The 22,676-nt window shown below is 43.9% G+C and carries 24 protein-coding genes; 17 read left to right on the top strand and 7 right to left on the bottom strand.

Annotation, left to right across the window (positions count from 1 at the left end; translation table 11 throughout):
* Nucleotides 1-196 precede the first annotated feature (196 nt).
* The 4 genes from OAG1_RS15000 to OAG1_RS14985 all read left to right on the top strand — a co-directional run bounded on the left by OAG1_RS15000 (nucleotide 197) and on the right by OAG1_RS14985 (nucleotide 2,971).
* Complete coding sequence (locus OAG1_RS15000) at nucleotides 197-670, top strand: Fur family transcriptional regulator (protein WP_338621856.1); 474 nt, start codon at nucleotides 197-199, stop codon at nucleotides 668-670.
* A 30-nt stretch (nucleotides 671-700) separates the two neighbouring features.
* Nucleotides 701-1,111 carry a MerC domain-containing protein gene (locus OAG1_RS14995; protein ID WP_338621855.1) on the top strand — a complete coding sequence of 137 codons (411 nt, stop codon included), beginning with the start codon at nucleotides 701-703 and terminating at the stop codon, nucleotides 1,109-1,111.
* Between the two features lie 182 nt (nucleotides 1,112-1,293).
* Nucleotides 1,294-2,292 carry a GTP-binding protein gene (locus tag OAG1_RS14990; protein WP_338621854.1) on the top strand — a complete coding sequence of 333 codons (999 nt, stop codon included), beginning with the start codon at nucleotides 1,294-1,296 and terminating at the stop codon, nucleotides 2,290-2,292.
* Nucleotides 2,293-2,470: 178 nt separating this feature from the next.
* The gene (locus tag OAG1_RS14985) at nucleotides 2,471-2,971 is read left to right on the top strand and encodes a hypothetical protein (RefSeq protein WP_338621853.1); all 501 of its coding nucleotides are present in this window, start codon (nucleotides 2,471-2,473) and stop codon (nucleotides 2,969-2,971) included.
* Nucleotides 2,972-3,184: 213 nt separating this feature from the next.
* Here the strand turns inward: OAG1_RS14985 and OAG1_RS14980 are convergent, their stop codons facing one another.
* Nucleotides 3,185-3,913 (bottom strand): alpha/beta hydrolase-fold protein, encoded by a 729-nt coding sequence (locus tag OAG1_RS14980; RefSeq protein WP_338621852.1) that lies wholly within the window; start codon nucleotides 3,911-3,913, stop codon nucleotides 3,185-3,187.
* Nucleotides 3,906-4,880: an acetylxylan esterase gene (locus OAG1_RS14975; RefSeq protein WP_338621851.1), complete on the bottom strand. Its 975-nt coding sequence runs from the start codon at nucleotides 4,878-4,880 to the stop codon at nucleotides 3,906-3,908. Before OAG1_RS14975 ends, OAG1_RS14980 begins: the two co-directional genes overlap by 8 nt.
* Before the next feature lie 197 nt (nucleotides 4,881-5,077).
* Here OAG1_RS14975 and OAG1_RS14970 point away from each other — a divergent pair, with 197 nt between their 5' ends.
* Entirely contained in the window at nucleotides 5,078-5,761 is a 684-nt protein-coding gene (locus OAG1_RS14970) for a DNA-3-methyladenine glycosylase I (RefSeq protein ID WP_016403920.1), read from the top strand.
* 101 nt (nucleotides 5,762-5,862) lie between these two features.
* Nucleotides 5,863-6,675, top strand: a complete 813-nt coding sequence (locus tag OAG1_RS14965; protein WP_338621850.1) for a hypothetical protein — start codon at nucleotides 5,863-5,865, stop codon at nucleotides 6,673-6,675.
* 6 nt (nucleotides 6,676-6,681) lie between these two features.
* On the opposite strand, the gene OAG1_RS14960 is transcribed toward OAG1_RS14965, so the two are convergent.
* A complete protein-coding gene (locus OAG1_RS14960; RefSeq protein ID WP_016403918.1) occupies nucleotides 6,682-7,584 on the bottom strand; it encodes a TIGR01777 family oxidoreductase in 903 nt (300 codons plus the stop codon).
* An 85-nt stretch (nucleotides 7,585-7,669) separates the two neighbouring features.
* Between OAG1_RS14960 and OAG1_RS14955 the strand changes: the two genes are divergently transcribed.
* Nucleotides 7,670-8,383 (top strand): SDR family NAD(P)-dependent oxidoreductase, encoded by a 714-nt coding sequence (locus tag OAG1_RS14955; protein WP_338621849.1) that lies wholly within the window; start codon nucleotides 7,670-7,672, stop codon nucleotides 8,381-8,383.
* Here OAG1_RS14955 and OAG1_RS14950 read toward each other — a convergent pair.
* Nucleotides 8,330-8,821 carry a 2-amino-4-hydroxy-6-hydroxymethyldihydropteridine diphosphokinase gene (locus tag OAG1_RS14950; protein WP_338621848.1) on the bottom strand — a complete coding sequence of 164 codons (492 nt, stop codon included), beginning with the start codon at nucleotides 8,819-8,821 and terminating at the stop codon, nucleotides 8,330-8,332. The genes OAG1_RS14955 and OAG1_RS14950 overlap by 54 nt on opposite strands.
* Nucleotides 8,822-8,921: 100 nt before the next feature.
* Between OAG1_RS14950 and OAG1_RS14945 the strand changes: the two genes are divergently transcribed.
* The 8 genes from OAG1_RS14945 to OAG1_RS14910 all read left to right on the top strand — a co-directional run bounded on the left by OAG1_RS14945 (nucleotide 8,922) and on the right by OAG1_RS14910 (nucleotide 15,304).
* The gene (locus tag OAG1_RS14945) at nucleotides 8,922-9,977 is read left to right on the top strand and encodes an AI-2E family transporter (protein WP_338621847.1); all 1,056 of its coding nucleotides are present in this window, start codon (nucleotides 8,922-8,924) and stop codon (nucleotides 9,975-9,977) included.
* A complete protein-coding gene (locus tag OAG1_RS14940) occupies nucleotides 9,967-10,848 on the top strand; it encodes a class I SAM-dependent methyltransferase (RefSeq protein ID WP_338621846.1) in 882 nt (293 codons plus the stop codon). The genes OAG1_RS14945 and OAG1_RS14940 overlap by 11 nt, the downstream gene beginning before the upstream one ends.
* A 125-nt stretch (nucleotides 10,849-10,973) precedes the next feature.
* Nucleotides 10,974-11,708 (top strand): DUF1538 domain-containing protein, encoded by a 735-nt coding sequence (locus tag OAG1_RS14935; RefSeq protein WP_338621845.1) that lies wholly within the window; start codon nucleotides 10,974-10,976, stop codon nucleotides 11,706-11,708.
* Complete coding sequence (locus tag OAG1_RS14930; RefSeq protein WP_152779585.1) at nucleotides 11,705-12,502, top strand: DUF1538 domain-containing protein; 798 nt, start codon at nucleotides 11,705-11,707, stop codon at nucleotides 12,500-12,502. The genes OAG1_RS14935 and OAG1_RS14930 overlap by 4 nt, the downstream gene beginning before the upstream one ends.
* Complete coding sequence (locus OAG1_RS14925) at nucleotides 12,492-12,845, top strand: P-II family nitrogen regulator (RefSeq protein WP_016403688.1); 354 nt, start codon at nucleotides 12,492-12,494, stop codon at nucleotides 12,843-12,845. Before OAG1_RS14930 ends, OAG1_RS14925 begins: the two co-directional genes overlap by 11 nt.
* Nucleotides 12,846-13,237: 392 nt before the next feature.
* Entirely contained in the window at nucleotides 13,238-14,143 is a 906-nt protein-coding gene (locus OAG1_RS14920) for a DoxX family protein (RefSeq protein ID WP_338621844.1), read from the top strand.
* A gap of 77 nt (nucleotides 14,144-14,220) precedes the next feature.
* Nucleotides 14,221-14,736: an RNA polymerase sigma factor gene (locus OAG1_RS14915; protein ID WP_016403691.1), complete on the top strand. Its 516-nt coding sequence runs from the start codon at nucleotides 14,221-14,223 to the stop codon at nucleotides 14,734-14,736.
* Nucleotide 14,737: 1 nt separating this feature from the next.
* Nucleotides 14,738-15,304, top strand: coding sequence for a hypothetical protein (locus OAG1_RS14910; protein ID WP_016403692.1), 567 nt, complete (start codon nucleotides 14,738-14,740; stop codon nucleotides 15,302-15,304).
* A gap of 65 nt (nucleotides 15,305-15,369) precedes the next feature.
* Here OAG1_RS14910 and pta read toward each other — a convergent pair whose 3' ends face one another.
* Nucleotides 15,370-17,505 (bottom strand): phosphate acetyltransferase, encoded by a 2,136-nt coding sequence (pta, locus tag OAG1_RS14905; protein ID WP_040307631.1) that lies wholly within the window; start codon nucleotides 17,503-17,505, stop codon nucleotides 15,370-15,372.
* 67 nt (nucleotides 17,506-17,572) lie between these two features.
* Entirely contained in the window at nucleotides 17,573-18,775 is a 1,203-nt protein-coding gene (locus OAG1_RS14900) for an acetate kinase (RefSeq protein WP_338621843.1), read from the bottom strand.
* Between the two features lie 304 nt (nucleotides 18,776-19,079).
* Here OAG1_RS14900 and yfbV point away from each other — a divergent pair, with 304 nt between their 5' ends.
* Both yfbV and OAG1_RS14890 read left to right on the top strand, forming a co-directional pair.
* Nucleotides 19,080-19,538, top strand: coding sequence for a terminus macrodomain insulation protein YfbV (gene yfbV / locus OAG1_RS14895; protein ID WP_016403695.1), 459 nt, complete (start codon nucleotides 19,080-19,082; stop codon nucleotides 19,536-19,538).
* A gap of 505 nt (nucleotides 19,539-20,043) precedes the next feature.
* Nucleotides 20,044-21,918 (top strand): carbohydrate-binding protein, encoded by a 1,875-nt coding sequence (locus tag OAG1_RS14890; RefSeq protein WP_338621842.1) that lies wholly within the window; start codon nucleotides 20,044-20,046, stop codon nucleotides 21,916-21,918.
* Between the two features lie 65 nt (nucleotides 21,919-21,983).
* Here OAG1_RS14890 and OAG1_RS14885 read toward each other — a convergent pair whose 3' ends face one another.
* Nucleotides 21,984-22,625 (bottom strand): methyltransferase domain-containing protein, encoded by a 642-nt coding sequence (locus OAG1_RS14885; protein ID WP_338621841.1) that lies wholly within the window; start codon nucleotides 22,623-22,625, stop codon nucleotides 21,984-21,986.
* Nucleotides 22,626-22,676: the final 51 nt, after the last annotated feature.

The raw sequence follows: 22,676 nt of genomic DNA, 5'->3' as shown, positions 1-22,676 counted from the left end.
TAAGTGATGCAACACATAGCCTCTTTCTTACTCCTACTTATAAAGCGCCTAAAGGTTTGTTGGTCAATCTGGTTTTACTATTAATTAGGCCATTGCAATTTACCTCGAACATAAAATCAAAATAAGCCTTGAATTACAGTTATGATATAACGTAACATTTTGTCGCGGGTTATTTTTAAACCAAGTAAAACAAAATGTGAGCAAACTTATGATGCAAATTGATAGCGTTATTCAACATGCCGAGCAACACTGCAAGCAAAGAGGTGTTCGCTTAACTACAAAACGCAAACAGGTGTTATCTGGCTTGGTGCAGTCAAACAAAGCGCTCTCTGCTTATGAACTCACCGATTATTGTAAGCAACTATTCGACCAAAGCATTCCTGCCATGTCGGTGTATCGCATCCTTGATTTTCTAGAAACCGAGCACCTTGTGCACAAACTTAGCTTGGCCAATAAATATGTCGCTTGTGCGCATATTTGCTGCAGCCATAGCCATGGGGTACCGCAATTTTTGATATGCGGTAAGTGCAGCAAAGTAAAAGAAATCAGCATCGCTGCTTCAACTATTAACGAGTTAAAACACAATGCCGAGCAGGCTGGTTTTACCTTAGTTAGTCAGCAATTGGAAATGAACTGCCTGTGCGAAGACTGTATTCAGCAAGCGGCTTAATTTAATCAACATTTAAAACAAGGAAAGTTAATGAAAGTCACTCAAGCAATCGGCGATAAGTTCGCCATTGGTTTATCATTTGCGTGCGCCATTCATTGTTTGGCGTTACCTCTGTTGGTTGTCTTAGTGCCCAGCATGGTTGCGCTACCTTTACACAACGAGGCTTTTCACCTTTGGATGGTAGTGGCGGTTATACCCATTAGCGCTTATGCACTCACCATGGGGTGTAAACAACACAAACGAACCAAAGTGTTGCTTTGGGGTGTTGCAGGTTTGGCTCTATTGATTTTGGCAGTCGCCCTTGGTGAAGACAGTATTGGGGAAATTGGCGAAAAATCGCTTACCTTGTTAGGCGCAACGTTGGTAGCTGTTGGCCACTGGATGAACTATCGTTTGTGTCACCAGCATGATCACAACAATTGCGATTGCCCAGAGCATTAAGGCTTTCAGCTTTTTTAACCTGTATTACTTGTTTAGCCCCATCATTAAACCAAGTCTTAAACTTAAAGGCTTGGTTGAGTTAGTCTAGTAATCAACGTTCTTTCCTCAGTTAAGTAATGCTATAACCAATACTTAGTTTTTGCAGCAATGCTTACCTTTTTTAATTAATTGGAACACAAACCATGAGCAGTAAGCGCCAACCCATTAGCGCCGTACCAACTAATATCATCACTGGCTTTTTAGGTGTAGGTAAAACCTCAGCTATTTTGCAGCTAATGCGCAATAAACCAGAAAACGAACGCTGGGCGGTACTCGTAAATGAGTTTGGCGAAATTGGTATAGATGGCGCCTTACTACAAGGCCAACATCAGCAGCAACAAGTGTATATTCGTGAAGTACCAGGAGGCTGCATGTGCTGCGCTGCGGGCTTGCCAATGCAAATCGCATTAAATCAATTGTTAAGTGAATCAACCCCAGACAGGCTACTCATCGAACCTACCGGATTAGGTCATCCCAAAGAAGTGTTACAAGTGCTCTCATCCAAGTATTACCAACAAGTGTTAGCACTAAACAAAACCATAACCTTAGTGGATGCCAGAAACCTTAGTGATGCCCGTTACACTAACCACGAAACTTTCAACCAACAAATCGCAATAGCCGATACAGTGATAGGCAATAAGTTAGACCTTTATCAAACAGATGAGCAGCAACAGCTACGTGAATATGTTGCTCAACACGGGCGCAAAGGTGCGCAAGTTCTGTTTAGCAAAAACGGCCAGATGGACATTAGCTGCCTGCAAGGCGTTACGGCGGGTAGCTATGCACCTGATGAACATCATCATCATGGGCACGATAAACCTCTAGCTTCCGAGCAAGTTATTCCAGAGAGTGGTTACTTAAAAGCCAGCAACCAAGGCGAAGGGTTTAACAGTATAGGATGGCGTTTTTCACCTAATAAAGTATTCGACCGCGAGAAGCTGTGTTTGCTGCTATTAAGCTTAAAAGTAGAGCGCATTAAAGCCGTATTTATCACTAGCAGCGGCGTATTTGGCTACAACTACACCAGCGATGGTCTAAGCGAAGCTGAGCTAGATGACTGCCTAGAAAGCCGCATAGAAGTGATCGCAGATCAGCTAGATGATGGTTTAGAAGCAAGGTTGCTGGAGTGTTTGTTAGAGTAGGTAAGGGGGGGCGAAGTTTAGCTATGCTAGGATACTATTCTTACATTCCTAGTTTAGTTGTTTGAAAGTAAATGTTACATCTTTGCATCCTTAAGTGATAAAAAAATTAATTGCTTGATAGTTTTAAATATATATCTATTATTTATGGCCTTTCGCTGGCCATATACAAGGATGTGTAATGAAGTTGATGAGTCAACTGCTACCAGGTTTTTTGCTTTTTTTATTTAGTTTATATCACTATCAAAGGAGCAACCTTCCAATTCCTAGCTTTAATCAACTCGAGCTTCATCAAGGTAAGGTTTTATCTACTCGTAAATCAAATTCAATTGGAAAGAAGAGCAGTTGTAGTTTTGGGGTGAAGCTAGACTCAGACACGTCAAACTACCTTAGTTTACCGTGCTTTAAAGGTTATAAAGAGGTACTTTCCTTGGTTGGAAAAAGTGCTGAGATAAGAACCCACTCCACAGAAATGTGGGGAGTTTTTTATGATGTAGAAGTTTGGGATGTAGTGGTTTCTGGAAAACATTACTATAAATATGCTAATAGAAGCTATAATCAGGCTACTTCTCGTTTGTGGGTGATTATATCAAATTTCGCTTTGTGGGCAGGATATATATATTGGCTGTATAAGAATAGAGAGTCTTCGGTAGGCCGGCTAAAAAAAAGGCATTATTTTTAATTAAAACCCCTTTTTATTCATGCTTTGAAATATAACTACTCAGTAGTTTTTACTTTTCGTGAAGCGTTAAGAATGAATAAAGCATCATGAATAAATTGAGTTTAAAGCAAATGCTAATTCGTTGATTAGAGCTTATACTCAAAAGCCATTTACTCGGAAAGTGAAGCCTATTTGTGAAGTTTTACAGGATTATGTTTAACTGCTGTACCTTCTCTACAAATGCAACGGCACCATTTCTCGCCAGTAACGTCCGCGGTGGGCGCGGCCTTGCCATTCAATCATTCGATGATTTAAGCCTTTGTGATTAAGAATATGGCTTAGGGTGTGGTTGTTTTGCAGGAAGGGATCTTGATTACCAATAATGAACAGTAAATCGGTATTGGCTAGCTCGGCTAAACGTTGAGGGCAGTTTAGGTTTACTAGGTAGTGGGTGGGTGTGTGAAAATAGACGTTGTCGTTGTAAAAGCCTTCGAATAAATCACTGAAAGATTCAACCTGCCAAGTAAGGTCGAAACGGCCAGAAAAAGCCGCCAACTTGCTAAATAGGTGAGGGTGGCGAAATACAATGTTAGCGGCGTGATAAGCACCTAAGGAGCATCCGTGAGAGATGGTGCAAGGGTGGTCATTTTTCTGCGCCATTAAGGGCAGCACTTCGCGTAGGATGTAGTCTTCGTATTGCTGGTGGCGCTGGATACGCCCAGCAGGGTGGGCCCAAAAACAATACATGCTTTCTATATCGATGCTATCTACACAATACAATTGCAGCTGTCCGGCATTTATTTTGTGAGCGATTGAGTTAACGAGTCCTAGGTTCTCGTATTCATAAAATCGCCCGCCGCGAGTAGGAAACACCAGCACTTTAGCCCCTGCGTGACCAAAAACCAACAGCTCCATATCGCGATGTAAATTAGGGCTCCACCAACGATGATATTCTCTATTCATGCTTAGTGAGCTCAGCAAAAAATGTAGCCAATTGTTGATTTACCTGCTGGCGCTGCTGTTGTTGTTCTGGGTAGTCGAAATGGCCTGCTTTTAGCACTGTAAGTTGTTTAGGCTGAGGAGCGTTGTTATATGCCGAAAACTGCCCAGGTGGCGCGACAAAAGGGTCAAATAAGGCCAAGGCCCAATGGCTAGGACACCTTAAGTAAGTGGCTGCGGTGGCTGAGTCAAAATAGCGTAATGTACTTAATGCGAGTTTGGGTTGCTGTTGGTAAAAGTCTTGTAATGCTTTGCCACTGCCGTGGGTAGCCATCTTTAAACGCAGTGCTACGTTACCAAAAGTGGGAACATGAAAGTGAGCACGCTGAATGCGTGGGTCAAAGGCGCTAGCAAATATGCCTAGTCCGCCACCAAAGCTGCTGCCCATTAAGCCTATTTTATTGGCAACTTGTGGGAATAGACGTAACAGGGCGCTAACTCCGCACCATAAGTCTTGAACACAACCGCCAATAATGTAGCGGTCTTTATCTTGAATGTTGTGCAGTACGTGCCACATAGGGTTGTCTGAAATAGGCGCTTTGGCACTTAAGCCAATGCCCCGTGAGCAGGGCATTAACACTGCTGTATTTTTAAGCGATACTGGGCAGTCTACTTGTTCGATTCCACCATAACCATGGGCACTAATGATAGCTTGTTTTACTACGCCCGAGTGGGGAAGTAGCAGCCAGCCGCCGCAGCGCATTTGCTTAGTAGAGTTGTAATAGCACTTGAAAATGCGCCAGTTGGGAGTGTCTTGGTGGCAATCTTGAATCGCGACGTCGGGTCTAATTTGCAGGGCATGCTGATATTTGTTTTGCCAAAAGCTTTTAAAACCTCTGGGTCGATCATCAGGGCATAGCGCTTTAAGTTGCTTTAAGGAGTATCCGTAGTCTGGCTCAAACTCAAAATCATGTTTAAGTTTGCTGGGCATATTTCGCTATCTTCATTTAGGTTTATGAAAACTATAACGCTTTTATGTTACAGATTTCTAATGTTAAATATTTTTGTCAGTGTGGTCGAATCAGTTGTTGTTTAAAAATGCTAAACAACAGGCTTTAGTCAATAGTGCTAAGCGGTATAGAATAATTCTCACTTAGGCATCTCTGATTTAACAAATAAGGATTGATTGTGGTTGAAGACTTTTCTTCTATTTGGCAACGAGCCGCGGAGCGTAAAGGTGGCGATGCTGCGTTACAACATTTATTGACTACCCCTTTAAGTAGTGAACATTTAGCTGGCATTAGTGATGACCGCTGGTTGTCGGCCATGACTAAAACCATATTTCAGTCTGGCTTTGTGTGGCGAGTGGTTGAAAATAAGTGGCCAGATTTTGAGCGGGCCTTTTTCGACTTTGACCCAGAAAAAATGCTGATGCTGGACGACAGCCATATTGAACGTTTATGTAACGATGCCAGCATTATTCGTAATCGCCAAAAAATCATCACCGTGCCACATAACGCCCAGATGATTTTAGACCTTGCCAGCGAGCATGGCAGCTTTGCCAAGTTTGTTGCGCAGTGGCCTTGTGATGACATTGTAGGTTTATGGTTATTGCTTAAGAAACAAGGTGCGCGCCTTGGCGGTAATTCCGCCTCTTATACCTTACGTCGCATGGGTAAAGATACCTTTATGTTGTCGAATGATGTGGTGGCTTACTTGGTTAACCGAGGGGTGATTAATAAAGCGCCTACCAGTATTAAAGGGCTAAAAGCAGTGCAAGAGGTGTTTAATAGTTGGCAGTTACAAAGCAGCTTACCTTTAGCAGCTATTAGCCAAACCGTGGCCTACTCTATCGGTGAAAACAACTTATAAAGCCTAGGGCAATTTGCTGCTGACAGAATCAACACAAACTCTGCTGAACTAAGCGCGTTGCCATCAGTCTATTGGTTTTTGTGGGTAATAGGCTTTCAGGGATGGCAAAGCGTGGCAACAGCTTTTGGAATTCGGCGCTGGTGGTTTCTACCTTGGCGCATGTGGGGCTGTTATATGTATTGGTGAATCAATTGTATCAATTTCGCGAGAGTAAGCCTGCCAGAGCCTCTCGCCCGATTATTCAAGCCAGTTTGTATAAAGTACCAAGTCTGGCATTGACTACGCAGCAAGACTCTAAGCAGGTCCAAACACTTGAAGCCCCTAAAGATGCCAACCTGTTGGCGGAGCCCAAACGGCACACGAGTAAACTCACCGATAAACCAAGTAACCTGCAAAGCAACTCTGGCAATCAGCTACCAGTTAACAAGCCTAGCAGTGCAGAGCCAGCAGAAAGCCCCACTGCAAACTTAAAACCAACTAAACAGTCCGATATAGTCACCCAAGCTTTCAAAAGTAAAAGTGTTGTTCAAGCGCCAGTTTCACGAACTGCTCCCCCGCAACAACCGCGCTCAGCAGCGTCATATCTAGAGGGTTACCAACAGCAGCAACTGGATAAACTTGCCACAAAGCGGGCTAAGCGCTTTGAGCAACAAAAAAACGCTCCGGCTTTAGCTAATCCCAAAAAGCACAAATCCAGCTTGAGCGCAGAGCAGCAGTTTAAGCAAAGCCTAGAAGTTAAGGTGGATTGCAGCAATTCGGCTAAGCGGGCTGCGACTATCGCCGCGGGTTTATTTGGCGGCACTTTACGTTGTGAGCCTGAAGCCGAGTTGCAGCAGTTCCTTGATGCAAAGCGCCAACAAATGTTTGATGAAAAGCAGAAAAGGCCGTTGCGCTCGGTAGTGATTGAGCCCTAGACGTTGTTAGCGGCGCAGCAGTATTTCTTTGAAGGCATGGTCTAGCTCTTTGTAGCGAAAGTTAAAGCCTTCTCCGCTTAGCCGTTTCGGCAGTACCTTTTGCCCGCCAGTAATTAAGCTGGCCATTTCGCCCATTGCGGTATTTAACACCCAAGCTGGTGCCCGAAATAAGCATGGGCGTTTAAGTTGCTTACTTAGCGCTTGGCTAAATTGTTGGTTAGTGACTGGGTTAGGAGAGGTTAAGTTGTAAGCGCCATGGCATTGCTGATTGTTGAGCAGAAATATTATGGCGTCTACCATGTCACTAATGTGGATCCACGACATTTGCTGTTGGCCATCGGCCACTGGGCCGCCTAAACCTAAACGAAAGGCTGGCAACATTTTTGCCAATGCTCCACCTTCTATGCCAATTACCACGCCAGTGCGCAAAACACATACGCGGGTATGCTCGTTAGCCGCTTTTAATGCGATTTGCTCCCAGGTTTTGCATACTTGATGGGGGAAGGAGTCGTCTTCTATGATGCTGGTTTCGTCTAAGGCTTGTTGGCCTTGCTCGCCGTAATAGCCAATGGCACTGCCACTAATAAAGGTTTCTGGTGCTTGCTCACTTTGTTCAAATAGCTCTACTAGGCGCTCGGTGAGTGCCCAGCGGCTATCGCAAATACGCTTCTTTTGTTGCTCGGTCCAACGTTTGTTGGCGATGGGTTCGCCTGCTAGGTTAATAACGGCATCGTATTCGTTAAGGTTATTGAGATCTTTAAGAGAAGGAATGGCCAGTAAGTTATGCCCTAGCTTTTGATAGGCGCGAATAGGGTTGCGTGACAATATCGTCAGTTCATGACTAAATTGTAAATGTTTTACTAAGCGGCTGCCGATGAAGCCAGTTCCACCGGTAAGTAGTATTTTCATAATGTTGAGCAGTCCTTGTCAGGGCTAGCCATGTTACTCTTTGATTTAGTTAACAATAGCAGAGATTTATAGGATGGAAAGCAAGATGAAGACTGTTTTGATTACCGGGGTTGGTCGACGTTTAGGTTTTTTTCTTGCGCATCAGTTTGTTGGCTTAGGTTATCGGGTTATTGGTCAATATCGAAGTGAGCGCGCAGAGCTAGACGAACTAAGAGGCTTAGGGGTCACATTAGTACAAGCCGATTTTAGTCAACGCACTCAGCTATTAGGCTTTGTGGAGCAGCTACCACAGCTTTGCGACAGCTTGGACGTACTCATACATAACGCTTCGTTATTTGTTAGCGATGAGCCAAATCACAGCCCTGCCGAGCAAGCTGAGTTCTTTGATGCAATGTATGCAGTGCACATGTTAGCCCCAAAGCTAATTAACGAGACTATGCATAGTGCATTATGCAGGGCCAAAGGTTGCGTAGTAATGATGACCGATATTTATGCTCAGCAACCACATGCTAAGTTTCGCTCTTACTGCGCTTCTAAAGCGGGCTTAGCTAATATGCTAAAAGCTTATGCTAGCCATTGGGCACCAGAGGTGAGAGTTAACGGCATAGAGCCAGGGCCGATGTTATTTTTGGATGAGCATGATCAACAGCATCGAGAGCGGGTACTGGCGCAAACCCCCTTAGCTAAAGAAGGCGGTATAGCGCCGGTTTGGCAAACCATTGAGTTGCTGATTAACAATGAGTTCCTAACCGGATGCTCGATTAAAGTGGATGGTGGTAGGTCGCTTACCCAGTGGTAGGCACTGCTGTGGGCTTAGTTGCAGGTTTATATCTAGCGCTTGAGGAAGCGTTTTTGCTGCGGTGGTAAATAGTTGCTGTTGTAGCGTGTGCAAAAAAGGGTCTATTGCTAAATAGGCGAGGGCGGCTGGCTGTTCTACCGGCCCAATTAAATCTATGTCTAAGCTTCTATCTTTAGCGCTAGATAGTGGATCGTTGCGATTGCGACCGTGCCTAGCTTCAAGTTGATTAAAAAACTGTTTAAGTTGGCTGGGGCTTTGCCTCGATTCAAACCAGCCTAAGGCATTCACAAATTTATGTTCAGTTTTAATATCAAAAGGTGTGGTTTCGATAAACGAGCTAATGGTGAGTGTATGCAAGCGTTCACTAAGTTGGCATAGCGCAGCAGGAAGGTGCTCGAGTGGCTGAATGTTGCTCCCAAGGCTACATAAGTAAAACATCTGGTTACTCCCGTTTGCTATTGGATTTTATTTAGCCTTTTCGCCAGCGCTTATGCAAGCTAAACTGCTGAGCATAATCAGTTATTTCTAGGAGTGAGTGGTGAATCAACCCACCTCGATGCGCCATGGCTTAGTCACAGCCGCTGCCTTAGTGGTTTTACTGGCAGGGCTTAAAGCTGCAACACCGGTATTAATTCCATTTTTGATGTCGATGTTTATCGCCATTATTGCCAGTCCCATTGTTAACTTTTTAACCCGATTAAAAATTCCACGGGTATTGTCAGTAATGATGGTGCTGTTGCTAATTGTATTTTTAATCATGCTGTTAGCAGGCGTTGTAGGTAGCTCGATTAGTGACTTTAGAGCCTCTATTCCGGTTTATCGAGAGCAGTTGCTGGTGCAGTTGGCCGGTTTAAGCGCATTTGCTGCGCGCTTTGATATCGACCTGTCGATGAGCATTGTGACTGATTACTTCGACCCAGGCATTATTCTGGGGCTATTTGCTAATACTTTAACTGGCTTAAGCGGGGCAGCAGCTAACATCTTCATTATTTTGCTAGTGACGATTTTCATGTTGCTAGAAGCCGATACCATGCCTCAACGAATGCACGATGCGATTCATAATCCTGGTGTGCGTATGTCTCAGGTGAATAAGTTTTTAAAAGCGGTTAACAGCTACATTGCAGTTAAAACGTTGATCAGCTTATTTACCGCAATTCCTATCACCATTGTGCTGACCTTGCTGGATCTAGACTATGCGATTTTGTGGGGTATTTTGGCCTTCTTGCTTAACTATATTCCTAATGTGGGTTCGCTTATTGCCGCCATTCCACCGGTATTATTAGCCTTATTGCAATTAGGGCCTAGCCAAGCTTTGGCTGTGGCGGGTTTATATGTGGGCGTAAATTTGGTGATGGGCAACATAGTTGAACCACGTATTATGGGCAAAGGTTTAGGTTTGTCTTCGCTGGTGGTGGTGCTGTCGTTAATATTCTGGGGCTGGTTGTTTGGCAGTGTTGGCATGTTGTTATCGGTGCCCTTGACCATGATTATCAAAATTGGCTTGGAATCTAGTAACAGTGGCCACTGGTTCTCGCGTATCCTTAGCCACCCAGACGATTTAAAGAAAGAGAGTGAACCGGTAGATGAAGCTTAAACTTCCGCAGCTAAGTGATAATGCATTACGTGTTGTGCATGGTCGAGGCCACTGCCTAGAAGGTGCTGAATCCTTCAATATTGAATGGCTGCCACCAATCATGCTGATTGTGGCTTATGCGCCTCTCAGTGAAGAGTTGGTGAGTCGGTTAGTGGAACAATTAACTGCCGAGCCTTTGGTTGAGGGCGTATTTTTGCAACAGCGTGACCAAGCCATGGCCCCAGTAAGCCACTTATGGGGTTGTGAGCAAACGCCGAGTGAAGTGAGTGAACAAGGTTTACGCTACAAGGTTGAAGTTGGCACTCATCAAAACTTTGGGATCTTTTTAGATATGGCCAAAGGACGAGAATGGGTAAAGCAGCAAGCCGAAGGCAAACAAGTACTTAACTTGTTCTCTTATACCTGTGGCTTTGCCGTAGCGGCGATTGCTGGTGGCGCTAATTCGGTTGTTAATATCGATATGAGTAAAGCAGCGTTAAGTGTTGGCCGCGACAACTTGCGGCTAAACCAGCTGGATGACAAAAAAGCCCGTTTCTTTGGCCACGATTTGTTTAAATCTTGGGGTAAGTTGCGCAAACATGGCCCTTATGAATTGGTGATTGCTGATCCGCCATCAATGCAAAAGGGCAGTTTCTTGGTTGAAAAAGATTACCCGCGGATTATTCGTCAGCTGCCTAGTTTGCTCACAGAAAACGGCATAGCCATGTTGTGTTTAAACGCGCCGTGGTTAAGGCGTAACTTTTTGCTCGATGCCATTGCCACAGAAGCTCCCCAATTAAAGCTTATTGAAACGCTAGCAAGGCCTGATGCGGTAATGGAAAAAAGCCCAGATGATGGCTTAAAAGTGCTTATCTTCCAAAATAAGCCTTAGCTACAAATATCACAAATTGGCGCTTTACTGGCCCTCTCTACTCTGCCTTAGCTAACGCTCTGCTAAGCTTGTATTAAGCCTTTAATTCAAAGGTTTAATTCAAAGGTTTAATACAAGGAGCGTATATGGGGTTTCGTTTTTCTCACCTATTTTCCTCTCTGCTTAAAAGCCTTCGCGATATCTCGCCGATTGTTGTGGTTGTTTTGTTTTTCCAATGGGGAGTGCTAGACAGCAGCTTACCTAATGTTTTAAGCATCTTAAGTGGTGCTGTGATGGTTGTTGTTGGTTTAAGCTTTTTTGTGATGGGCTTAGAGCTAGGGCTGTTTCCTATAGGCGAAAACCTTGCCCATGCCTTTGCCAATAAAGGTAGTTTGGTAGCCCTGCTTAGCTTTGCTTTTTGTTTGGGCTTTGGCACTACCATCGCCGAACCGGCCTTAGTAGCTGTAGCAAAAGAGGCCGCAGAGGTAGCCGCACAAGCCAAGCATATTGAAAATACCGAAACCAGTATGCAGGAGTATGCTGCTGGGCTGCGTTTAAGTGTAGCCTTTGCCGTTGGCCTAGCAATTGTGATTGGCGTTATTCGCATCATAAAAGGTTGGCCGCTGTATCTAATTATCATTGGCGGTTATCTATTGATTGTGTTGCTTACCATGTTTGCCCCTCAAGAAATCATTGGTATTGCCTACGACTCTGGCGGAGTGACAACCTCTACTATCACCGTACCTTTAGTCACCGCCCTTGGAGTTGGTTTAGCTTCGGCCATTAAAGGCCGTAACCCCTTGCTTGATGGCTTTGGTTTAATTGCTTTAGCCTCGTTAACCCCCATGATGTTTGTGATGCTCTACGGGATAGTCTATTGATTAGCGCAAGCCTAAATTTTTTAGAGACGCTGTTTGGCACTTTGGGGGACATTTTCCCCATTGTTGTGACCATATTGGTCTTTCAGTATTTGGTGATTAAACGGCCGATTAGCCAGCCAAAGCAGCTGTTACTGGGCACGCTATTTGTTGTGTTGGGCATGGTGTTATTTTTGTTGGGCTTAGAGCAGGCACTATTTCCACTGGGCGAGTCTATGGCAAAACAACTCACCAGCGCAGAATTTTTGGGCTTAGATGAGTCTGCGGTTTATGTGGTGTCGGAACACTGGGCGGCTTACGCTTGGATTTACCTGTTTTCTGCAGCTATTGGCTTTAGCACTACGATTGCCGAACCTTCTCTGTTAGCGGTAGCCATTAAAGCTAATGGCGTGTCGGGCGGAGCTGTATCAATAGGTGGTTTGCGGATCTCTGTAGCCATAGGTGTGGCTTTAGGCTTGGCCTTAGGCAGTTATCGAATTGTGGTAGGCGACCCGCTGCATTACTACATTATTGCAGGTTATATTTTGGTGGTGATACAGACCCTGTTTGCTCCTAAAGCGATTGTACCCTTGGCATACGACAGTGGAGGCGTGACCACATCTACGGTTACTGTGCCTTTAGTGACCGCACTGGGTTTAGGTTTAGCTGAGTCGGTGCCTGGGCGTAGCCCCTTGCTTGACGGCTTTGGTTTAATTGCGTTTGCCAGCTTATTCCCCATCATTTCGGTGCTTGCCTATGCGCAAGTTACTAGTTTCTTAGCAAGTTCTAGTTTGTCAGGAGATGACGATGAAATTTAAATTGATTCTTGCCTTTGTTGATGATCAAAAAACTACTTTGGTGCTCGATTCCGCACGTGCTGCTGGTGCTACCGGTGCAACGGTAATAAACAACGCGCGGGGTGAAGGGGTACATCGCAAAAAAACCTTCTTTGGATTGAATTTAGAGGCACAGCGAGACGTGTTGCTGTTTGTTGTGGAAAGCCACCTTGCCAAACCGATCTTAAATACCATTAGTGCGGTGGCAGAGTTTGACCAAGAAGAAGGCCAGGGAATTGCTGTATTGCTAGACGTAGAAGAAGCCGTTGGGGTGGCCCATCAAATTCAGGCCTTAATTCACAAAGTACCTACAGATGAAGAGTAAGTGGGGATAATGTGAATAAATAGTTATGTAGAGCTCAATAATTGCCTTCTTCTGTGTATAACTATTATCTTTTTATTTTTTTATCCACACATTCTGTGGATTAAAGTGTGTATGAAACCGCTGTTTGTAAATATCTTATTGTTTTATATGACTTTTTAATGTTGTCTAAAAAAGAAGCGATGCTTTATGGTGCCATTTTAGTAGTTGCATTTTTTAGAAAACTGTAGACGAATTCCCGAGTTGTAATGTGGTAGTGGCTATTCCGTCCTGTCTATTTAGTTTAAAGCTACCTCTATTCTTAATGATAAATAAAAAAAATCTCAAAAGCTGCAATCAAACGTGGCGTTGATTCGTTACTGCTAAGTAAAGTCATTAATGGAATAGAGAATAAGATGGAACAAAAACAATTAGACAACGTAGCATTATGGTTGCGTATAGGCCTTGGGTTGGTGTTTATTATTGGTGGTACATCGAAACTAAGCTTGTTATTAGACTCCAGCACCGAAGCGGCAATGGTTGCCAACTACATGGGGACTACCGGTTATATTAATGAGTTATTTCAAGACTATCTGTTTTCTGCAGGATTACTTAGCCCTTGGGCATTTTTAACTACTTTATCGGTTTTTGAGCTATTGTCGGGTGTGGCTTTGGCTGCAGGTTTTTTGGTTAGGCCTTTAAGTTTATTCTACGGGTTTTTACTATGGACTTTTGTGGTATCACTGCCTGTTGATACCGTACCAGGGGCATCGGTAGGCGTGAGTACTTATACTTCACCGGCGATATTTGTGCAGATTAGAGACATTACCCTGTCGGGTATGATGTTTGTGTTGTTTAACCTAGGCGGCGGTGCGCTGAGCATTGATGAACGGCTGCGCAGTAAACGTGGGGTAGCCAGCAAAAACTCTCAAGACTGGCAAACGCTAGGTCTGTTGTTACGCTTTTCTTTAGGTATGACCTTTATCGTCGCAGGCTTTTTCTCAGGCTATGCAAAAATCCCTAGTTTTGCTACTCATCAGCTAGTTTTAATGGTTTTGGGTCTAATTTTTATTTTTGCTCATGGTAAAACTCTAAAAATGGGAGCTGTAGCCTGCGTATTAGTGATGATTTGGTTTATGCTTCAGAAGTTCTCTATCGATAAGTCACTGATTAAGAACTTAAATGGAGTTAAACGAGAGTTCGCTTTAGCAGCGGCAGCCATAGTGTTGGCAAAACTGGGTGGGGGAAACCGCTTTAGTTTGCAAGACATGTTGCTAAGAGTGAAATCTTACTACTTGTTTAACCGCGCAGTGAGTAAGTGATAGCTTGTTCGGCGTGAAAGCGCCGTGTTACTTGAATAACAAAGGAATGTCTGCTGGATAGTTAGCAGTAAGATAGCATGCTGAAATTGTTTAAACGTAAAGCCCGACCGGTATTTTCGGACGCGCTGCTTAACCAGTTATATCGCTATAGTTTTTCACTATGTCACAATAGTGAGCAGGCTTATGACCTATTGCAAAGTTGCTGCGAAAAAGTGCTGCAGAAAGATCCTCCTCCAGAACCTCTTAAACCCTTTATGATGCGAGTTATTCGCAACGAATTCATTGACAACTTTCGCCGTAAAAAGCTGGAGTTGGTGGTGGATGAGGACCAATACATTGATGCCAGTATTGTTGAAGAGAGTCTACAAGACATGGAGTTGCTACTTATAGACCAGCAACATGTTGGCTTAGTGATGGAGCGTTTGTCTGAAGACGAACGCGAACTTTTATACTTATGGGCGGTAGAAGGTTTTAGTATTCAAGAAATTGCCACCACTAGCGGAGTTGCTCGAGGCACCTTGTTATCACGCGTTTCCCGCTTGAAAAAGCGTTTAAGTGATGAGTTTGGTCACTTAATTGAGGAGGTGTCTTAAGATGAGCTTTAGTGCGCAAGATGGCAGCTTCAAACAACTTACTCGAGATTACTTTCAAGAGCTGCAGCTTTCTAAGAAGCAAGTTAACAAATTGCAGGGTTTAGCCAAAAGCAAGCAAATGGATGCTAGCCAATGGGCTTGGGCAAGCGCGGTCTCTTGTGTGCTGGCCGTAACTATCTATTTGGCCTTCTTTGCCGGCATCAACTATTCCGCTATTTCAAAAGAGATTGCCTATAACCATAACAGCCAAATGCAAATGGAAGTTATGTCATCATCAATTAATGATATTCAAAAGCATCTTAACCGTTTGGATTTTAAGCTCATTCAATCTCAATTATTAGATAAAGATAAATGGGAGCTAATGGGGGGGCGCTACTGCAGTATTGATGGCCGTATTGCCGCTCAGCTAAAAGTAAGAAACCGTCAAAGCCTGCAAGTACATACCTTTTATCAAGCCAAGTTGCCCGAAGAGTGGCTAAACATTACTAAGCAAAAAGAATTAGAAGTGGATGGTGTTAAGGTAAAAGTTTGGCAAGAAAAGGGCTTGCTTATTGGCCTAGCTATTTAGAAAACTAACAAAGAGACACAAAAAAGCCGATCTTACGATCGGCTTTTTTATTGCTTAGCAATAACTTACTTGCTTTGGCCTGCTTGAATTGCGGTTAGTGCAATGGTGTAAACAATGTCGTCTACTAATGCACCACGTGACAAATCGTTTACAGGTTTAGCCATGCCTTGCAGCATAGGACCAATACTGATTAGGTCGGCACTACGTTGAACGGCTTTGTAGGTAGTATTACCGGTGTTCAAATCTGGGAAGATAAACACAGTAGCCTTACCTGCTACAGGGCTGTTAGGTGCTTTGCTCTTAGCAACGTTTTCCATAATTGCGGCATCGTATTGAAGCGGGCCATCAATGATTAACTCAGGGCGGCGCTCTTTAGCAATTTTGGTCGCTTCACGTACTTTTTCTACGTCTGAGCCAGAGCCAGAACTACCGGTAGAGTATGAAATCATTGCAACACGTGGCTCAATGCCAAAGGCAACAGCAGACTCTGCAGATTGAATGGCGATATCTGCCAATTGTTCTGCACTTGGGTCTGGGTTAATTGCACAGTCGCCATATACCAATACTTGATCTGGTAGCAGCATGAAGAAGATAGAACTCACCAAGTTGTAACCTGGCGCAGTTTTAATTAACTGTAGCGGCGGGCGAATGGTGTTGGCTGTGGTGTTAACTGCACCAGATACCAAACCGTCTACTTCATCGTTAGCTAACATCATAGTACCTAGTACTACGTTGTCTTCTAATTGCTCTTTGGCTACTACTTCAGTAAGGCCTTTGCCTTTACGCAACTCAACCATTGGTGCAACGTATTTGCCTTGAATTTCAACCGGGTTGAAAATCTCAACACTTTCGCCAAGCACTACGCCTTGTTGGCTAGCAATGCGCTGAATAACCTCTGGGTTACCTAGCAATACTGGGCGAGCAATACCACGTTCGGCACAAATAGCTGCAGCTGCGATAGTGCGTGGCTCTTCGCCTTCTGGCAATACGATACGCTTGTTAGCGTTGCGTGCCATTTCGGTTAACTGATAACGGAAAGCTGGTGGCGATAAGCGACGAGCACGCGCTGAGATAGCGGTAAGTGACTCAATCCAATGTTTATCAATGTGACCAGCAACGTAGTCTTGTACTAACTCGATGCGTTGAGAATCATCTACTGGAATTTCTGCATTAAAGCTCTGTAGCGCTAATGAAGTTTGCCAAGTATTTGAATTGATAAGCATAACAGGTAAACCTGTCGCGAATGCACCTTCACATAACTTAAGTACTTGTGGCTCAGGTTGGTAACCACCAGTAAGCAGCAGGGCTCCAATCTTAACGCCGTTCATGGCAGCTAAACAGGCTGATACAATTACGTCTGAGCGATCGCCAGATGTTACCAACAAGCTGCCTGCGTTAAAGTGTTCAACCATGTTTGGAATGCTGCGCGCGCAGAAGGTCACACGACCTAGGCGAGTATCCATGTCACCTTCGTTAATAATGGTGGCATTTAAGTGGTTAGCTAAGTCGCGAGCACGTGGCGCAACGAGCGGTGCATTCCAAGGCACGCAACCTAAGATACGCAGTGGGCTCTTGCCAAACATTTGCAGTACTTCAAGGTTGGTAGAGTGATCTGATTTGTTATCGAACATTTCAGTCAGATCTGGACGAGTGATTTCGTGCTCGTCGATTGGCGCGCCAACTTTGTTAATAATGCAGCCGATAATGCGTTTGTTCTTCAAGCCGCCAAAGTTGTTACAGGCAATTTCCATACGCTCTTTTAGCTGCTGAGAAGTATCGCTACCAGGGTTAGTAACAAACACCATGTCTGCGTCTAGCGCTTTAGCAATACCGTAGTTTACGTTGGTTGCGTAAGGCGACTCTGAGGTAGGCACTAAGCCTTCCACTACGACAATTTCGGCACCAGAAGTTGCAGAATTAAAGCGCGCTACAATGCCTTCGAGTAAATCGTCGATTTGGTTAGCACTGATGAGGTTTTCTGCGTAAGCCTGAGTGAATGGCTCTGGAGGAATAATGTTTGATGCTTGACGGATAATAGCGGTAGAACGTTCTGCACCTTTCTCACGGGTTTTAGGCTGTGCGATAGGTTTGAAAAAGTTTACGTTTACGCCATTACGTTCCATAGCGCGAACCATACCAAGGCTGACGGATGTTACACCAACACCAACGCCAACTGGAATTAACATAATTGTACGAGCCACGGCTGTACCTCTTAAGTTAAGTGATAGAACAAGGCTGAGTATTACTCAGCCTTGATAAGAATCTGCATTAAGCTTGAGTTAATGCCACTGCATCTTGTGCGATTACCATTTCTTCGTTAGTTGGAATAACTAAGATTGGGCGACTTGAGCTAGTGCCAATATTACCTGAATTACCAAAACGTGCATCCAAGTTTGCTTGCTCGTCCAAGCTAAAGCCTAACAGGGCTAGTTTTTCGATGGTTAGTTTACGAACTAGCGCTGAGTTCTCACCAATACCGCCAGTAAATACTAAGGCGTCTAGCTTACCGTCCATTGAGGCAGCGTAAGACATAATGCTTTTCGCTAAGCGGTAAGTGAATACGTTCATGGCGCGAATGGCTGGTTCTTTACCTTCGCCATAACCTTCTTCGGTGTAGCGACAATCACTGCTTGCTTCAGTTAGGCCCATTAATCCAGACTGCTTGTGCAGCATGTTGTTAACTTCTTTTAGGGTGTAACCTTCGCGATCAACAAGGTGGAAGATAATGGCTGGGTCAATGTCGCCGCTGCGAGTACCCATTACCAAGCCTTCTAACGGAGTTAAGCCCATGCTGGTATCAAAGCTCTTACCGTTTTTAACTGCACAAATTGATGCGCCATTACCTAGGTGAGCGGTAATAACGTTAGTTTGTTCGATTGGCTGTTCTAACATTGCAGCAGCTTCACGCGATACGAATAGGTGGCTGGTACCGTGCATGCCATAACGGCGAATACCTTTTTCGCGGTATAACTTGTAAGGCAGTGCGTACAAGTAAGAGCTTTCTGGCATAGTTTGGTGGAAAGCTGTGTCAAATACCGCAACGTGTGGGCGCTTAGGGAAACAAGCTTGTGCTGCGCGAATACCAATTAGAGCCGCTGGATTATGCAAGGGTGCAAGTCCAGAACATTCTTCGATACCTTCTACAACCGCTTCATCGATGATAGCTGATTTGGTGAATTTTTCTCCACCATGAACAACGCGGTGACCAATAGCAACAATGTCGTTTAGGATTTCAGGGTTAGCTTCTAGAATATTTTTTACGATGAATTCGATGGCTTCGCGGTGAGCTGCGTAAGCGCCTAGGCTTGATTCGTTTTTCTCACCTTGCGCTTTCCATTTAAGGCGCGCATCTTCTAAATTAAAACATTCCGCTAAACCAGAAATAATCTCTTCGCCACTTAACGCATTAAGAACTGCAAATTTAAGTGAAGAGCTACCACAGTTAAGAACGAGTACCAGCTTGTTGCTCATTTATAGACACCTGTTGTTGAATTTGTTCAATTATAGACAGTGAAAGAAAAAACGTCGGGCATTGCGAGACACGTTTTTTGTTTCAGATTTTCAGTCTCTGACTAAGGCAAATTAGATTTGACCTAGTGCCTTGGTCTCAATCAAGCTACACTTAACAAATAAGCTGATTTATATGAAACCGTTTGCCGGACCAATGATAACCGAAAGCAAATTTTATTCATATATGTCATACTAATAACTAGCCAAAAATGTAAAAAAATTACTAGTTTATTGGTTTAAGTCAATTTTGAGTGTTGAGGTGCCCATGGGCAAATTCTCTGAAATGTTAAATGATGGTCGTGAATACATGAAACGCTGGCCTAATCAGCGTGTACTGGCCCCTATCTTTCCTGAGAATCGCGTTATTTTTGCTACTTCACTGGCGATGAAAACCATGCCTGCGATTGCAGTTGTTACGGTAATGATGCCGTACATGGCTAATTTGACTGAAATATTACCACAATCAGTAATGATGGCGATGGTGATATTTTTAATGCCTTTGCACGGATTATATTGGCTAGGTAAACGTGCTAACTCACAACTGCCGCCGAGCCTTGCGACCTGGTATCGTGACCTGCATCACAAGTTGGCCGAAGCGGGTGAAAGTATTGCACCGGCTGTTACTCAGCCCCGTTATGCAGAATTAGCAGATTTACTACGAAAAGCCTTTAAACGTTTTGATAAAAGCTTTGTGTTAGCCGACGACTTTAACGATTATTCCTAGTCTTTATTTGTAATACAATTAATCGAGCTTATTGAGCAAGATCGCTAGTGTATTTTGTTCTTGTTCAGTTGGTTTTTTGTCGCTAATTTCAGAGCCTATTTCCTTTGTATGTTTTTTCTTCCTTGATTGTGTTTTTATATTCATTCCTCTCGTTCATTTTCTTCCTAAATCCCGTTAGCTAGCTATACAATAATATCAACAACTTACGTATATCGCTAAACACCAAGAAACTGCCTTTTGGACAATTCATTAGTCGCTATTTGTAAATATTTATTCGGCTGTCGAATTATTTAATCTAGCTCCCATCTCTTGCGTTGAGTTAACAAATTATATTGATGTTTTTGTCATTTTTGCTTTAGGTGAATCTAGGTGCTGCTTAGGCTAATCAACATTCACTTTATTACTTGTTAATGTTTTTAACATTGTATGACATATCAATAAATACTGATGAGGCTGGCCAATAAGCAGAGGGTAACTACAACTACAATAGCGGAGCGCTATAACAATGAAAGCCAAATTCGTCGGTGCTTTTTCTCAATCAATCACACTTATTGGTGCACTATTAGTGTCTAGTAACGTGATAGCTGAACCTGCACCAGCTAGTCCTTCAGTCGAACCACCTGCTGGATACAAGTGGGAAATGGTAGAGGCGTTAACAGATAACTTTAATGGAAACTCCTTAGATTCTAATAAGTGGTATGACTATCATCCAGTTTGGTCTGGCCGATATCCTTCAAGGTTTAAAAAGGGGAATGCCTTTGTGCAAGACGGCGTGTTGTTTTTGCGCAGCACTAGTCAAATAGATACCCCATTAGCCGATCCTGAATCTAGGGTTTGGGTTGATGCGGCAGCGGTGGTATCAAAAGAGAAATTGGCAGAGCCTGGTTGGTACTATGAAACCTCTATGAAAGCTTCTGACACAGCAATGAGTTCGTCATTTTGGTTTCGCATAGGTAAATACTCAGAAATTGATGTGATTGAACATATTGGTCGCGCAACCAAAGGCAATGTTGATGCGACTAAATCCTTTTTATATGAAGCTAATACCCACGTTTATGGTGAGCAATCTGGCGCTTCTATTCCTGAGTCTTACAAAATGGCGACTCGAGGTAGAGATGAGTTTCATCGCTATGGCTTATGGTGGAAAGATGCCAATAATCTTTGGTTCTACCATAACGGGGTAAAAGTGTTTGAGATCCAGCCATCGGTGGCTTTTAAAGAAAAGCTACACATGATTTTTGATACTGAAACGCTAGCGTCTCAATGGGTGGGCTACCCAACAATTGAATCGCTTAAAGATGACTCTCGTAATGCGATGAAAGTTGATTGGGTTAAAACATGGAAGTTGGTACCTGGGGAACCAGAGCCGCCAGTTGCTACCGAACATTCGATTCCTGGGAAAATAGAAGCAGAGCAGTTTTCTAACCAAAGTGGAATTCAAGTCGAGCCCACTTCAGACAGTGGCGGTGGTGACAATATTGGATATATCGAAAATGGTGATGTTGCCGAATATAAAGTTAATGTTGCCCAAGCTGGGAAGTATAAGCTTAGTTTTCGAGTTGCCTCGGCGACCAACGGTGGAAACTTAGTGATTAAAACCAACAGTTCCACATTGGCTTCACTGGCAGTGCCGGGCACTGGGGCTTGGCAAAACTGGCAAACCATTGAGCAGGAAGTGACTTTAGCCAAGGGAGTGCAAACGCTGTCTTTAGATTTCACTGGAGGAAGCGGCTACCTATTTAATCTAAATTGGCTAAGCGCAGAGTTACTCGAGAGCAATACCGGAACAGCCTACAAAACGCATGTTATTCCAGGCCTTATTCAAGCCGAAGATTATGATAATGGCGGCGAAGGGGTAGGGTACTCTGATAGTAATACCAGTAATTTGGGTGGCCAATACCGTAGTGACGGTGTTGATATTGGCAATGCTGCAGATATTGGTGGCGGACAATTTGTTGGTTGGGTAGAAGCTGGAGAGTGGCTGCAATACACCATTAGCAATGTTACTCAAGGCAATTACGATGTGAATCTTAGACTTGCAGCGGCCGGCACAAGCGATAAATCGGTTAGCCTAAACATAGACGGCAACACCTTAGGTAGTGTGAACTTTAAAGCTACCGACGGTTGGCAGAATTGGCAAACGCAAACCTTGAAGAATATATATTTTTCTGGGGAGCCAAATCAGCAGCTACGAGTACACATGGAAACGGGTGCCCTTAACCTAAATTGGATTGAGTTTGTGCCAGTAAGCAACGTGAGTGTTGATCAGTGCAATAACACTCAACAGTGTCGAAACGAATTTGGCAGTCAGGCGACTGATTGTTTAAACAGCCAGTCGGCAACGAGCATATGCATGTGTGGCACAAGCCAGTGTTTGTAGTGTAGGTAATTGCACCCATCTGGCTTGTAACTCGGGTGGGTGCTTTAGTTTACTTTGTATCGATATTATTGCCGTTGATAAACTTGCAGCACAAATTCAAAATTCATTTCGAAATCATCCTGCGAATTAAGGTGCTGTTCTAACTCTTTATTTTTCTTCCACGCGAAGGGAGTCATCATGCACAGGGCGTTCATATCTGGACGGTTTAAGGTAGCTAGCTGCGCAATTTTTTGTTGTTCTAACAATTGCCATCCGGGCATGTCTTCTGCTTGTTCAGAGTGAGCTTGTAGGTCTTTGTATAACAGCGTGCGTAGCTTAGATAAGTGCATCGCGCCTGGGACTACTTTTAGTAGGTAAGCCTTGGGCTTACTGATACGCAATAGCTCTTGATTATCGCTGGGGGCAAACACCCTTACGGTAAAGTCGATGCTGTTATCTGCAATAGGAAGTCGATGGTTACTAGCCACAAAAAACTGTGCTTGCTTGCAGCGTTTGGCTGCCATGCGAATACCATCTTTTGCTATATCAATACCGATAACACTGTTGGCATTACTTTGTTGTTTGCTAATAGTTTGCGTGTAATAGCCTTCTCCGCAGCCTAAATCCACAATGTTTTGGGCAGAATACTGGCTAAGCATCTTATTGATGGCTGTTGCCAAAAACGCAAAGTGCCCTTGATTAAGAAAGTGCTGCCTAGCCTGCAGCATGGCTTTACTATCTCCTGGCTGTTTAGAGTGTTTATGCTGAACCGCCAGTAA

Source organism: Agarivorans sp. OAG1 (assembly GCF_037076485.1).
GTDB classification, from domain to species: domain Bacteria; phylum Pseudomonadota; class Gammaproteobacteria; order Enterobacterales; family Celerinatantimonadaceae; genus Agarivorans; species Agarivorans albus.
Note: the sequence above shows the minus strand (reverse complement) of the source record. Positions and strands in the feature narration are given on the sequence as shown.